12 protein-coding genes are annotated in these 13,615 nt (G+C 66.1%); 7 read left to right on the top strand and 5 right to left on the bottom strand.

What is annotated here, in order from left to right:
• Window positions 1–39 precede the first annotated feature (39 nt).
• Both VLG41_RS07505 and VLG41_RS07500 read left to right on the top strand, forming a co-directional pair.
• The gene (locus VLG41_RS07505; protein ID WP_325348773.1) at window positions 40–1,221 is read left to right on the top strand and encodes a YjgN family protein; all 1,182 of its coding nucleotides are present in this window, start codon (window positions 40–42) and stop codon (window positions 1,219–1,221) included.
• A 7-nt stretch (window positions 1,222–1,228) separates the two neighbouring features.
• A complete protein-coding gene (locus VLG41_RS07500; RefSeq protein WP_325348772.1) occupies window positions 1,229–2,281 on the top strand; it encodes a M48 family metallopeptidase in 1,053 nt (350 codons plus the stop codon).
• A gap of 16 nt (window positions 2,282–2,297) precedes the next feature.
• Here the strand turns inward: VLG41_RS07500 and VLG41_RS07495 are convergent, their stop codons facing one another.
• Window positions 2,298–4,079 carry an ABC transporter transmembrane domain-containing protein gene (locus VLG41_RS07495; protein ID WP_325348771.1) on the bottom strand — a complete coding sequence of 594 codons (1,782 nt, stop codon included), beginning with the start codon at window positions 4,077–4,079 and terminating at the stop codon, window positions 2,298–2,300.
• Window positions 4,080–4,231: 152 nt separating this feature from the next.
• Between VLG41_RS07495 and VLG41_RS07490 the strand changes: the two genes are divergently transcribed.
• Window positions 4,232–4,975, top strand: a complete 744-nt coding sequence (locus VLG41_RS07490; protein WP_325348770.1) for a type IV toxin-antitoxin system AbiEi family antitoxin domain-containing protein — start codon at window positions 4,232–4,234, stop codon at window positions 4,973–4,975.
• Window positions 4,972–5,892: a nucleotidyl transferase AbiEii/AbiGii toxin family protein gene (locus VLG41_RS07485; protein WP_325348769.1), complete on the top strand. Its 921-nt coding sequence runs from the start codon at window positions 4,972–4,974 to the stop codon at window positions 5,890–5,892. The genes VLG41_RS07490 and VLG41_RS07485 overlap by 4 nt, the downstream gene beginning before the upstream one ends.
• On the opposite strand, the gene VLG41_RS07480 is transcribed toward VLG41_RS07485, so the two are convergent.
• The gene (locus VLG41_RS07480) at window positions 5,878–6,324 is read right to left on the bottom strand and encodes a hypothetical protein (protein ID WP_325348768.1); all 447 of its coding nucleotides are present in this window, start codon (window positions 6,322–6,324) and stop codon (window positions 5,878–5,880) included. The genes VLG41_RS07485 and VLG41_RS07480 overlap by 15 nt on opposite strands.
• A gap of 100 nt (window positions 6,325–6,424) precedes the next feature.
• Between VLG41_RS07480 and VLG41_RS07475 the strand changes: the two genes are divergently transcribed.
• Window positions 6,425–6,661: a hypothetical protein gene (locus VLG41_RS07475; protein ID WP_325348767.1), complete on the top strand. Its 237-nt coding sequence runs from the start codon at window positions 6,425–6,427 to the stop codon at window positions 6,659–6,661.
• 1,550 nt (window positions 6,662–8,211) lie between these two features.
• Here VLG41_RS07475 and VLG41_RS07470 read toward each other — a convergent pair.
• Both VLG41_RS07470 and VLG41_RS07465 read right to left on the bottom strand, forming a co-directional pair.
• Window positions 8,212–8,580 carry a hypothetical protein gene (locus VLG41_RS07470; RefSeq protein WP_325348766.1) on the bottom strand — a complete coding sequence of 123 codons (369 nt, stop codon included), beginning with the start codon at window positions 8,578–8,580 and terminating at the stop codon, window positions 8,212–8,214.
• A gap of 888 nt (window positions 8,581–9,468) precedes the next feature.
• Entirely contained in the window at window positions 9,469–9,969 is a 501-nt protein-coding gene (locus VLG41_RS07465) for a hypothetical protein (protein ID WP_325348765.1), read from the bottom strand.
• Between the two features lie 183 nt (window positions 9,970–10,152).
• Between VLG41_RS07465 and VLG41_RS07460 the strand changes: the two genes are divergently transcribed.
• A complete protein-coding gene (locus VLG41_RS07460; RefSeq protein WP_325348764.1) occupies window positions 10,153–10,422 on the top strand; it encodes a hypothetical protein in 270 nt (89 codons plus the stop codon).
• Window positions 10,423–10,445: 23 nt separating this feature from the next.
• Here the strand turns inward: VLG41_RS07460 and VLG41_RS07455 are convergent, their stop codons facing one another.
• Window positions 10,446–11,072 (bottom strand): OmpA family protein, encoded by a 627-nt coding sequence (locus VLG41_RS07455; protein ID WP_325348763.1) that lies wholly within the window; start codon window positions 11,070–11,072, stop codon window positions 10,446–10,448.
• 222 nt (window positions 11,073–11,294) lie between these two features.
• On the opposite strand from VLG41_RS07455, the gene VLG41_RS07450 reads away from it, so the two are divergent.
• Window positions 11,295–13,454, top strand: coding sequence for an adenylate/guanylate cyclase domain-containing protein (locus VLG41_RS07450; RefSeq protein ID WP_325348762.1), 2,160 nt, complete (start codon window positions 11,295–11,297; stop codon window positions 13,452–13,454).
• Window positions 13,455–13,615 lie beyond the last annotated feature (161 nt).

Here is a 13,615-nt window from a genome sequence, read left to right as displayed (position 1 = left end):
GTGCTAGCATGCGCCGGCCTGCAAATGGAGGGAGGCAACATGAAGATCATCGACACACCCGATGGCCGTTTTCCGGCCGCGCAGGACGCGCGGCCGCCGGTGCAAACACTGTCCATCCGCTTCACCGGATCGGGCAGCGAGTATTTCCGCATCTGGATCGTCAACCTGCTGCTGATCCTGGTGACGTTCACGCTCTACTGGCCCTTCGCGCGGGCGCGGCGCATCGCCTATTTTCAGAACAACACCCTGGTGGGCGACGACCCTCTGGGCTTTCACGCCAACCCCTGGAAGATGTTCCGCGGCTACCTGCTGGTGGCGGGCCTGGGCCTGGCCTACGCCATTGCCTCGGAAGCGGCGCCACTGGTGGGCGGGGTGATCCTGCTGGCCTTCGCCTTGCTGTGGCCTGCGCTGTGGCGCGCCTCGCTGCAGTTCCGCCTGCGCAACACCAGTTGGCGCGGTGTGCGCCTGGCCTTCGAGGGCGACCTCAAGGGCGCCTACCTGGCCTACGCGCCGATGGTGCTGCCGGTGCTGGCCTTCGTCGCCGTGGGGTTGGTGGCCGCGCCGGGCGCGCCAGGCGAAGACGTCGCGCCAGCGGACCGCCCACTGGTGGGCTTGCTGGCCATCGCCGCCATGCTCTTGTTCGCGCTGGCGCTGCCCTGGTGCTTCGCGCGCCTCAAGCAGTACCAGCACGGCGGCTACCGCTTCGCCGGCGAGCGCACCGAGTTGCGCGCCGGGCTGCGCGAGTTCTTCGGCCTGGGCCTGCGTTCGGGCGGTGTGCTCTTGCTGCTGATGGTGGTGTTCGGCGCGCTTGCGGCGGGCGCCGTGTCGATGTCGCGAGGTGTGGCCTCGGGCATGGTCGCGGTCTTCGGCATCGCGGCACTGGCCTACATCGCCGTGCCGCTGGTCCTGGTCCCCTTCGTCACCGCCCGGCTGCAGAACCTGGTGTGGGCGAACACGCGCAGCCGCAACACGCGCTTTCGCAGCGAGCTGCGCTTCGGTGCGCTGGCGCGCGTGAACCTCGTCAACTGGTTGTTGATCATCGTCACGCTTGGCCTGTACTGGCCTTTCGCCCAGGTGCGCCTGGCGCGGGCGCGGCTGGAGGCCGTCTCCCTGCAGGTCAAAGGCTCGGTGAACGAGTGGCTGTCGCACGCGCAGGCGCGCGACGTCGGTGCGCTGGGCGACGCGGCCGGCGACTTCTTCGGCATCGACATGGGCCTGTGACCCGGCCATGCGCCTGCCCCTGCGCACACTCTGGTTCGATGGCCGCAGCCCGCGCGGCCGGGCGGTGCGCGTGCACCTGGACGGCGACGAACTCGTGCTGCAGCCGCTGGACGAAGCGGCCGACGGCGCCGCGCGGCGCTACCCCCTGCGCCGCGTGCACTGGCCCGAGCGCCGCACCCACGGCCAGCGCCAGACCGACCTGCCCGACGGCAGCCTGATCCAGCACGCCGACGCGCCCGAGTGGGACGAGTGGTGGGCCGGGCAGGGCCTGAGCGAATCCTGGGTGGTGGGCTGGCAGCAAAGCTGGCGCGCCACCGTCTGGGCGGTGGTGGGCTCGGTGGCCGTGGTGCTGGCCAGCTGGCTCTGGGGTGTGCCCCTGGTCAGCCAGTTCGTGGCGCAGCAACTGCCGAAGGAGGTGGGCGAGAGCCTGGGCCGCGACAGCCTGGCCCAGCTCGACCGCGTGCTGCTCAAGCCCACGCGCCTGAGCGAGGCGCAGCAGCGCGAAATCGAACAACACTGGACATCCTTCGTTGAGCGCGCCCACGTCGAGGGTGACGAACCCGCCTGGCGCCTGTCGTTCCGGCACGCCCCCGACCTGGGCCCCAACGCCTTGGCCCTGCCGGGCGGCCACATCATCGTCACCGATCAACTGATCGAGCTGCTGCGCGACCGGCCCGACGCGCTCACGGGCGTGCTGGCGCACGAACTGGGCCACGTACGGCACCGCGACGGCCTGGACATGCTGGTGCGCGCCAGCCTGCTCAGCGCCATCGTCGGCGTCGTCTTTGGCGACGCCAGCACCTTCATTGCCACCGTGCCCGCCACGCTGCTCACGCAGTCGTACTCGCGCGACGTGGAGCGCCGCGCCGACGCCTACGCCGCCGAGCGGCTGCACCGCGCCGGCCTCTCGCCGGCCGTGATGGTCACGCTGTTCGAGCGCTTGGCGGCCGTGCGCCAGAAAGAAGGCGAGCGCGGTGGCGTGTTGCCCATCGCCCTGGCCAGCCACCCGGCCGACGAGGATCGCATCCGCTACTTCCGCGAGTGGACGCCCGAACGCTGAACCCGCGACGGCCGTCTCAGGCGTTGAACTGCAGCGCCGCCAAGCCCGCGTACACCCCGCCGCGTGCGACCAGCTCCGCGTGCGTGCCTTGCTCCACCAGGCGCCCGTGGTCCAGCACCACGATGCGGTCGGCCCGCTGCACCGTGGCCAGCCGGTGCGCGATCACCAGCGTCGTGCGGTCGCGCATCGCCGCCTCCAGCGCCGCCTGCACCACGCGCTCGCTCTGCGCGTCCAGCGCGCTCGTGGCCTCGTCCAGCAACAGCAGCGGGGGGTTCTTCAGCATGGCGCGCGCAATCGCAATGCGCTGGCGCTGCCCGCCCGACAGGCGCACCCCGCGCTCGCCCAGGAAGGTGTCGTAGCCCTCCGGCAGCGTCGAGATGAACTCGTCCGCGAAGGCGGCGCGCGCGGCGGCCTTCACCTCATCGTCGCTGGCGCCCGGCTTGCCGTAGCGGATGTTCTCCATCGCGCTGCTGGAGAAGATCACCGGCTCCTGCGGCACGATGCCGATGCGCTCGCGCAAGTCCTGCAACTGCAGCGCGTTGATCGGCGTGCCGTCCAGCACGATGCGGCCCTGCTGCGGGTCGTAGAAGCGCAGCAGCAGTGAGAACACCGTCGTCTTGCCCGCGCCGCTGGGCCCCACGATGGCGACTGTCTGCCCCGGCTCCACCACCAGGGAGAACCCGTCCAGCGCCGCCTGCGCCGGGCGCGACGGGTAGTTGAAGTGCACCTGCTCGAACGCCAGCGCGCTGCCCCCCGCCGGCAGCGGCGCGGCCAGCGCCTGCGGTGGCGACTTCACCGGCGACTCACTCGCCAACAACTCCACCAGCCGCTCGCTCGCGCCCGCGGCGCGCAGCAGGTCGCCATACACCTCGCCCAGCACCGCCACCGCGCCCGCGAAGATCACCACGTAGAACACCGCCTGCCCCAGTTGCCCCGGCGACAACTGCCCGTTCAACACCGCCTGCGTGCCCTGGAACATGCCCCACAGAATGAGCGCCGCGTTGGCGATGATCACGAAGGCCACCAGCGCCGCGCGCGCCTTGGTGCGGCGCACCGCCGTCTCGAACGCGTGCTGCGTCGACCGGTCGAAGCGCTGCGACTCGCGCCCCTCCGCCGCGTAACTCTGCACCGTGGGAATCGCGTTCAGCACCTCGGCCGCGATCGAGCTCGAATCGGCGATGCGGTCCTGACTGGCGCGCGAGAGCCGGCGCACCCGCCGCCCGAACCACATGGCCGGCAGCACCACCAGCAGCACCGTCGCCAGCACCAGCACCATCACATACGGGTGCGACCACACCAGCATCACCAGCGCGCCGATGCCCATCACCGCATTGCGCAGCCCCATGGACAGCGACGACCCCACCACCGTCTGCACCAGCGTCGTGTCCGCCGTCAGGCGCGACAGCACCTCGCCCGTCTGCGTCGTCTCGAAGAACTGAGGGCTCTGCCGCAGCACGTGGCGGTACACCGCGTTGCGCAGGTCCGCCGTGATGCGCTCGCCGATCCAGCTCACCAGATAGAAGCGCACCGCCGAGAACAGCCCCAGCGCCACCGCCACCCCGAACAGCGCCGCGAAGTGCTCGCGCAGCGCCAGCACCTGATCGCCGCGCCCCGCCGGCACCAGCCCATCGTCGATCAGCAAGCGCAGCGCCACCGGAAACGCCAGCGTGGCCGCCGCCGCCAGCACCAGGAACAGCAGGGCCAGCCCCATCTGCAGGCGGTAGGGGCGCATGAAGGGCAGCAGCCCGGTGAGCGAACGCGGGCTCTTGCCCGAGGGGCGGTCGGAGGCGGTGGCCATGTGGGGGAGGGGACGCGGGGTCCGTGCCGGAGTGGGGGAGTAGCTTAGGCCAGAATGAAAATTTCCAAGTGATTGACGCAGAAAGTCAATTGCGGTTGAAATTTCATTCAATCCATCTTGTGATCGAATGAATTTTTGACTAGAGTTGACGTATGAAGGCAACTTCAGACAAATTTTCATTCAAGCACGTGCTCGCCGGATGGCCCCGTGGCCAGCCACGGACCACCGAAGAGCTGGCCGCTCACGGCATGACGGCCTACCGCGCCTCGGCCCTTGCTCGCAGCGACTGGCTCGAACACGTTGCACGTGGTGTGTACAAGCTGCCGGGCGACAGCCTGGACAGAGACGCCTGCCTGGCCCTCCTGGCCCGGCATCTGCCGGGCCTGCACGTCGGCGGCAAGACCGCACTCGACTGGCGTGGTGTCCGCCACAACCTGGCCATGCGAGAAGTCCTCACGCTGTGGGGCGATCGGCCCGCGCGCCTGCCCTCTTGGTTCACCGAGCGGTTCCCCAGCGCCTATCGCGCGACCAAGCTGTTCGATGCGCGGATGCGCAAGAACCTGGGGTTGCAGCCCCTCCCCAACGCCCCGTCCGACGTCCTGGTGTCCGTGCCTGAGCGGGCCCTACTCGAACTGCTCAGCGATGTCGGCAAGGGGCAAACCTTGGTGGAAGCGAAACACCTCGTCGAGAGCCTTCCCAGCCTGCGCCCCAAGGTGCTCGACGAGTTGCTGACGCACACCGTGCGCGTGAAGGTCGTCCGCCTCGCTCACGCCTTGTCGTCGACCGCCGGGCACCCATGGGCAGAGGTGGCGGCCCGGCACAACCAGCGCCTGGGCGACGCGGGCTGGGTCTCGGTAACGAAGTCGGGTGAACGCATCGACCTGAGGCGCCCATGAACCAGACATATGTCGACACCGTCCGCCTGTTGCTCGCGGTGGCGCCAGAGGTGTTTGCCTCCGGCCACTTGGGGCTCAAGGGCGGAACCGCGCTCAATCTGTTCGTGCACGACATGCCGCGCCTGTCCGTCGACATCGACGTCGTGTTTCTGGACCACGCGCTGCCGCGAGACGAAGCCATCATCGCCATTGGCGATGAACTGGCCCGCATCAAGGCGAGGCTTGAATCCATGAAGCTGCAGGTCGCGATGCCGGCCAACCAGGACGGCGAGGAGCTCAAGCTCGTCGTTTCGGATGCGGGCTCGCAGGTCAAGATCGAGGTGAACCAGGTTTTTCGCGGCACCGTGCTGCCGATCGAACAGCGTGAACTCGTCGCCACCGCCCAAGACCTTTTCACCACGAGCATCACCTTGCCCGTGCTGGCGGGGCCAGAGCTCTACGGAAGCAAGCTCGTTGCCGCATTCGACCGGCAGCATCCGCGGGACTGGTTCGATGTCTGGCACCTTCTCCAACGCAATGGCTTGACGCTCGACATCGCGGCGTGCTTTGTTGCCTACCTCGCGGGGCACAACCGGCCGGTGCATGAGGTGCTGTTTCCCACCATCAAGCCGATGCAAGGCATCTACAACGCCGAGTTCATCGGCATGGCGCGTGAGGACATTCCGCTGGCCGAACTGGAGAAGACGCGCAGCGACACGCTGGCGGCCTTGCCGAAGTTGCTGACTTCCAACCAGCGCGAGTTCCTGCTGTCGCTGGTGCGTGCCGAGCCCCGTTGGGAGCTGATGTCGTTCAAGCAATTGCCGGACCTTCCGGCCGTGCGGTGGAAGCTGCAAAACCTGGAAAAGCTCAAGACCAGGAACCAGCGCAAGTTCGCGGATCAGCACGAGCAGCTAGAGGCCAAGCTACTGGCCCTCTAGCGTGGGAGAGGCCTCGTACAACAGCCGCCGGCCGGCGGCGTGGGGGACCGGCAGCAGGCGGCCGTCGCGGACGTGCGGGTCGTCGCCGAGCTTCAGCAGCAGAGGGCCGGCCGATGGGGCCTCGCACGGCGAGGGCGCCCACAGCGCGCCAATCCAGTTGAAGGCCCAACGCGGGCCCGGCTCGCGGCGCCGGTCCAGGCGGGCAACGCCCTTGACGTCCGCGACGGGGATCTGGGTCAGCATATCCAGCAGCGTGTTGTCCCAGGCCACCAGCGAGGTCTGCGACACCTTCCGGCCGTTGTAGGAGACGTCGTAGACCAGCAGGCACCAGGGGCGCTCCATCGAGAGCGTGACGGCGGGCCAGTGGCTCTGGCGCGGGGCGACCTGAGAGGGGTGGAGGTGCTGGACGAGGCCAGGGGCGGTGATGAACACGTGCAAACTCCCAAAAGCAGCTAGTGTGGTCAGCAGGATTGGGGGCGTGGTATTTCTCGAGGAACAATTTGGCTCACGAAATTCTGTAGGCTAGGCCACCGTGCACATCGAGCGACAAGCGCGCAAGCTCTCACCGCCTACCTTCGCGAGCCTTGCCGCTGCGCTCGACTTGTTCTTCTGGCCTGGCTGGCTCGTGGTCAAGATGATCACCTTTGGCCGCTACCCGCGATCGATACATCCCGCCAAAGCCGATTGGCTCGACTACGAGCTTCTGTCGTTCATTGGTGTTGTCGCTGTCATAGGGGCATTGGTCCTGGCGGCTTACCTATGGCGGTAGACGGCCAAGAGCGGACATTCCGAATGCATTACTGCCCTAACTGCGATGCCCGAGTGCTCGAGAAGGCCCAAGGGTGTAAATCCTGTGGCGCCGATTTTGGGTACAGCAGTTCGTGGCGCCCCGTGGTCGCGCCACCTAAGCGGCAAGCGCAACCCCGAAAGGACGTTCGAGAAGAGGTCGGCGGATGCTGGACCAAGGTTGCGGGCACTCTGTGGCTCGTCGGATGGTCAGCTTTGTTGGCATTCCTCTTGCCATTCGGAGGAAGAGTCGGGGTACTTTTCCTTGCCCTATACCTTGCCAGCGTTCCAGTCGCGCTATTTCAGTTGTGGCAATCTGCCAAGCCCCCAACACTCTTTCTGGTGCTCGGCTCTGTTCCCCTGTTCTTCCCTGTTTTGGTCGTCATGGCCTTGTTGCTCGGCCAGTAGGGGCTCCGAACGGAATGACAGCTTATTGCACAGTATTCCGCCAGTTCTGGGCCCTGCGCAGCCTCAGCTAGCATGGCGGTCATCGGCCAGGAGCGGACGCTGGGTTATTCCGAATGCGATACCTTGATGTTGACGACGACGGCGTCAATGTTCAGTCGAACGGCGTGGATACCCCAACAGTCCAAGGCCTCGCGAACCAAGTCAAGCGCAACTTTCTGCTGTTGTGCGTCGACATTCCTCGGACAAGCTATCCATCCAATCGTCCATGTGACTCTTTGCCGCTCCCCGCGTCCGAGGTCACCGGTACACGTGGCTTCGCCAAAGAATCGAATTTCATGCTCACCCCAGAGGAGCACGAAATGCTGTGTCTCTGGAGTGCCTTCGTAGGCGCCGCCTGCTTTGCCTACTAGAACCAGAGCAGCGTTCAGTCGCTGATGAACAGCCCAGCGCGAGGACAACCCTGGACTGCGAGTGCCTCTGGGTCGTGACGCAATCAAAGAATCGATTCTCGACTTCTTGTCCTCAGGAATTGACTCGACAACAAAGCTCATATGCACTTATCGATTTGCAGGCCGGTAACAGCACGACATTCTGATGCGGCAGGCCGCTTCGGGCCCAAAGCGGGCGTCTGACGCGCCCTCAGGGGACACCGGAACTACTTGAAAATCGAGGGCACCACTGCGAGGAAGCAGACGAGTGCTAGTGCGGAAACAACTGGAGCGGCAGCTAGCAGCCAGACTGCTGCGATTTTGTCGCCACGTTCCGAGCGTCGCATCGCAGCCCATAGAACGAGAACGAGTGGAACAACCGGAACGGCCCAGAGCAAGGCGTCTTCTAACCGGTTCACAGAACCAGAAGACCTTAGAAGGATGACGTACACATACCAGGCAAGGGCCGCAACCAAGCCACCGAGAATTTTCATGCGTGCTGTTCTCCTTTGGCATGCGCCGCCACTCACACTGCGGGATGCTCGATGCGTCCTTGTTGACGCCCGCCCCAAGGGTGCCTTCCACGCTAGCGGGTTTGTGCACGCATAGCTCACCCGAAAGTCGGCTCCTGGCCGATGGCCGCCATGCTAGCCGAAGCGGGTTGACGTCGATAGCAGACCACGTCCGCGGCCCGCACTCACAAGCGACTCGCCCTTTCAACCACGTCAAGGTACTCGCCTCGGTCAAATCGAAACGGACCAATGTTCAGCAGCGGCGACGCGGGCCCATACCCATTCACGTAGGCGAAATCAGACCAAGTCACTTGGCCTTCATTCGCCTTGATATTCACGGCATACGCTCCGCAACCAATATCTCCGCACTCCGGACAGAGGTAGAGAAGAGTGCGGCCATCGCCATCGGAGTCATGCCGGCTCCCGAGCAAAGAAACAAGAGCCGCCCCATTGGCTTCTGAGAGGCCCTGAACAAAGCATCCCATCATGTCCGCGCTGCCTTTGGCCAGCAGCAGAAGTAGGCTGACCCCGTTCACTGTGAAGTCGACGGACACTCGGGCCCGGCGCGTTGACCCCACACTGGTCGAGCCGGCTCGTTTCAAAACCGCAAAACCCAACTGGTCTGATTGCTCCATAGTGCAAGCCGATGTCTGGTTCTGTCCGAAGACCGTCATGCTAGCTGAGCAGACTCAGTCGCTGGGCATCACTTGCACGGGGGCTCAGCATCAACTTGAGCGATGAATTCAGCCAGAACTGGAGGGGCGCAAGTGAACGGACAGAGGATCTCCTGCGCCTTCCGACTCTTTTCCTGAATGCTCATCTCTGGCCAACCTTCGACTCGTCTTGCTCGAAGTACTGAGGCGCGCCATTCGTCACGCGACTTGTCAATTGCGAGCCAACCCGCCCATCGCTGCCGGGCGGACTCTCCGTCTTCCTTCACGTTCCGCTCAATGAGTGCATCCATCACACGCAGAAACAGTGCATTGACTCGCGGACTATCTGAAATCTCATCGTCGTCCGGCAGCGCTGAGAACTTGGCTTCTCGAAACACTCTGTGCAGCGCATAGAGCTCGGAGGTGTCATCTACGCTAAAAGACGCCATTCGGTCTTCCCAATTCAATGTCCGCATCTGGCCGAAAACACCATGCTAGCTCAGGCTGGGCCGGGCTCGTTGCGGTCGCTCACCTCCTCGCCATACAGCCGTTTGCTACTTGAGCAAGGGCGAGAGCAACGGGTCCCAGGCCAGAAGCACGGATGCAGCGAGTACTGCCAAGGTTACGAACGCCCAGTACACGCGCTTCTGGGTTTTCGAGTACTTCCTGTAGTCGTCCCTGTTTGGAAGCATCACCACTTACCTTCTCCTGGTTGGTGCTTGTTCTCACGCGAGAGGCCGCTTCTGGCCGCAAGTTGACGCTTGTCCTTCGACCAAACACTAGAAAAACTCACAACGGACGTTGAGTCTTTCTCAGATGAGCTGACAAGGGACGCAGCGCGGGCAGCCATAGCAAGGCGGCTCCACTGGCAAACCCAAATAGGGAGCTGAGCACCTTGGAATTTGAGTTGAAACTCAGGGAGTCAAAGACGCCAGCGGCCACGTAGACGCCCACATAGCCAAATGCCGCGCATATGAGTGGAATGAGTGGTGTGGGGACTCGGTTCAGTATTGAACTGGCATCCGCAACAAAGAACAGCGCTCCGGCGACTGTCGCGGCCGGTAAGGAAACAAGCGCTGCCACAAGATAGAAGATTGGCATAAGCAGCAGTCCTGCCAGCGGTCCGAGCGACGCGAGCAATGGCGCACTTTTCACTGCTGAGAGCATGCCAGCCACCCCTACGAGAAGCGAAAAGCCGGCACCAACAGCCCCAGCCAGCGCCACCATGCCTCCGCCAAAAACCAGGGAGGCTTCAAAGTGCTTTCGAAGTGGCGTACTTCCCATGTCCATTGAGCTTCGGATGTTTGGCTCTGGCCGATAACCGCCATCCTAGCCCACGCTCAACGCTGCGCCCGCAGCAATCTGGAGATCGTCTGCAGATGTCGAGGCGCGACAACGCGCATCGGCTTCAATCCCATTGCACCCAATCAAATTGAGTGATAACAATCGGCACCCCCATCCCCTGGAGTGCCCATGCTCACCCGCCCCCTGATCCTCGCCCTTGCCCTGGCCTTCACCGCCACAGCCTCCTGGGCCGAAGGCGCCACCTGCCACGCCAAGTCCGCCGAGAAAAAGCTCGCCGGGGCAGCCAAGAACTCCTTTCTCACCAAGTGCGAGAAAGACGCCGCAGCCGCCTGCACCACGGCAGCGGGCGAGAAGAAGCTCTCGGGCGCGGCCAAGACCAGCTTCACCAACAAGTGCGTGCGCGACGCGGTGGGCGCCGAGGCGCAGAAGCCGGCCTGAACGCAGTGGGACGGTGCGCCGGCTCAGCGCACCGTCACCTGCACCCGTCGGTTGCGCGGCTCGTCCACGTTGTCGGCGGTGGGCACCAGCAGGTTCTTCTCGCCGTGCGATTCCTGCTTGAGCGACGTGAACTTCACGCCAGAGGCGCGCAGGCGCTCGGCCACGAGCGTGGCGCGTTGGGTGGATAGGACGACGTTGTCCGCATCGCTGCCCACGGTGTCGGTGTGGCCGACCACGACGACCTCGGTCATGGCCTGCGGTGGCCGGGTCATGAGGTAGCTCAGGATGTTCTGAAACTCTTTTTCCGATGCGGCGGTGAGCTGCGTGTTGCCCGACATGAAGTACAGCATGAAGTGTCCGGGCAGCACGGGTTGGGCGGCCTTGGCGTCGCCGAAGGCGGCGTCCACCTGGGCGTGGTTCATCACGATGTTGACCGCGCCGCCGTCGATGGCCGCGACCTGGCCCGCCTGTGTCAGCACCTGCTGTCCCTTGGGCCCGCTCACCACCACCTGCCCCACGGCGCCATCCGGGTCGGGCACCAGCACCACGTAGGAGCGGGGCAGGCTGGGCGCGCAGGCCGACAGCAGCAACACGGCGAGCACCAGCCAGGGTGCCCGCGCGGCAGAGGGGTGGGGTCGATCGTTTTTCATGCAGTGGCCTCGGAGAGCCTCGGACTTTCGCACATCGTGCCCGCAGGGGGCGACGCAGGTTCCCGATCTTGTGGGAAGCGGGGAAGCCGGGGATACTGCCCGCCGGTTGAGGAGGGCGGCGGCCGCCCCGGCGCGAAAGGTGCCTGTCCTCATGGGTACCCTGACGATGACGATGTCCCCAGACGAATTCGAATTGGCCGAGCGCCGCGCGGCCCAGGCCTGATGCACCTCTCCCTGCGCGCCATCGCGGCGCTGTTGATGCTTCTGACGGGTGGCCTCGGCCTGGTCGTCGTGCTGGCCGACCCGCTGGCCTTGCAGACCCTGCGCCACCAAGGCTTCGACCAGTACCAGCGCTGGCAGCCGCGCGTGGTCCAGGCCGCACCGGTGCGCATCATCGACATCGACGAGGCCAGCCTCGATCGCATCGGCCAATGGCCCTGGCCCCGCACGCGGCTGGCCAGTCTGGTGGAGCGCCTGGGCGAGCAGGGCGTCGCGGCGATCGGCTTCGACGTGGTGTTCGCCGAGCCCGACCGCACGTCGCCGCAGCGCGTGTCGGGCGACTGGCCGCTCACGCCCACGGCACGGTCCGAGTTGCAGCGCCTGCCCGACAACGATGCGGCCTTCGCCGAGGCGATCGCGAAGCAGGACGTGGTGCTGGGCTTCGCGGCGCGCAGCGAGGCGACGGCCGATGCGCATGCCGATGCCAATACCGATGCCAAGAGCCCGGAGCCGCGCTACCGCTACGTGTGGATGGGCGAGCCCGATGCCGGCATCCTGAACACCATAGGGGGCGCCGTGCGCCCGCTCGCGCCATTGGAGATGGCGGCCAGCGGCGTCGGCGTGCTCAGCTTCGTGCCCGACGCCGATGGCGTGGTGCGCCGTGTGCCGATGGTCATGTCGCTGCAGGGCCAGCCCGCGCCCAGCCTCAGCGCCGAGCTGCTGCGCGTGGCGCAGGGCACGCCGAACTACATCCTGCAGCGCGCCGGCGGCGGGGCACCCGCGCTGGAGTCCCTGCGCATCGGCGCGCTCACCGTGCCCACGACCGCGCGCGGCGAGATGTGGATCCACTACACCCCGGCGCAAGCGCAGCGCTACGTGCCCGCGTGGCGGGTGCTGAACGGCACGGCCGATCCGGCGCTGCTGGAAGGCCACATCGTGGTGATCGGCAGTTCGGCCCCCGGCCTGCTGGACCTGCGTTTCAACCCGCTCGGCCAGCTCATGCCCGGCGTCGAGACACACGCGCAGGCCATGGAGCAGGTGCTCACGGGGCAGCACCTGGCGCGCCCGTCCTGGGCCATGGCGGCCGAGGCCCTGCTGGTGACGGCGGGCTGCGTCCTGCTCGTCGCGATCGGGGCCTTCATGGGTTCGCTGCGCGCGGCCGCGGCCTGGCTGGTGCTGGTGGCGGCGCTGCTGTGGGGCGGCTGGTGGGCGTTCTCAACCCAGCGGGTGCTGCTGGACACCTTCACTCCCGCCATCGCCTGGACCCTGGCCTACGGCCTGGCCAGCGTGTGCCGGCATTTCCGCAGCGAGCTGCAGCACCGCTGGGTGCGGCAGGCGTTCTCGCGCTACGTCTCGCCCAACCGCGTGGCGCACCTCATGCAGAACCCCGAGCAGCTGGAACTCGGCGGCAAGCGGCAAGAGTGCAGCTTCATCTTCACCGACCTTGCGGGCTTCACCCCGCTGATGGAGTCGATCGACCCGGCCGATGCGGTGCACCTGCTCAACCGCTACCTCGAGGAGATGATCTCCATCGCCTTCCGCTACCAGGGCACGCTGGACCGCATCATGGGCGACTCGCTGGCGATCATGTTCTCCGCCCCGGTGGAGCAAGCCGATCACGCGCAGCGCGCGCTCGACTGCGCGATGGAGATGCACCGCTTCGCCACCGGGTTCACGCGCCAGCAGCAGGCCCGCGGCATGGCCTTCGGCCACACGCGCTTCGGCATCCACTCCGGCGAGGTCATCGTGGGCAATTTCGGTGGCAAGGCCCTTTTTGATTACCGCGCGTTGGGCGACCCCGTGAACACCGCCGCGCGCCTGGAAAGCGTGAACAAGCACCTGGGCACCTGGGTCTGCGTGTCCGAGGCGACGCTGTCGGCCTGCGCGCCGCGTGTGGCCCGCCCGGTGGGCCGCCTGGTGCTCAAGGGCAAGACAGCAGCGCTGCAGGTGTTCGAGCCGCTGGACGAGGTCCCTCGGGGTTACGCGCCGCTGGATCAGTACCGCAGCGCGCTCGACGCCCTGCGGGCCGGCGACGTCGCGCAGGCGCTGGAGCGCTTCGAGCACTTGCGCCGCGCCTACCCGGACGATCCGCTGGTGAACCTGCATGGCGCCCGCTTGTTGGCGGGCGAGCGCAGCGACCTCATCGTGCTGGCCGCCAAGTGATCGGCGGGGGGTCGAGGATCACTCCTCGTCGACCTTGAGCAGGAACTGCGTGCCGCGCACGCCGATCATGCCGGTCGGCGTCTTCACGGACACGGCTTCGGGCTGCAGCTTGGCAATGCCGCCGGACACGTAGTTCAGGGTGCCCTTGCCCATGCGCGCGC

Source organism: Hydrogenophaga sp., assembly GCF_035481345.1.
GTDB lineage: Bacteria > Pseudomonadota > Gammaproteobacteria > Burkholderiales > Burkholderiaceae_C > Hydrogenophaga.
This window is presented reverse-complemented; position numbering and strand designations above follow the sequence as displayed.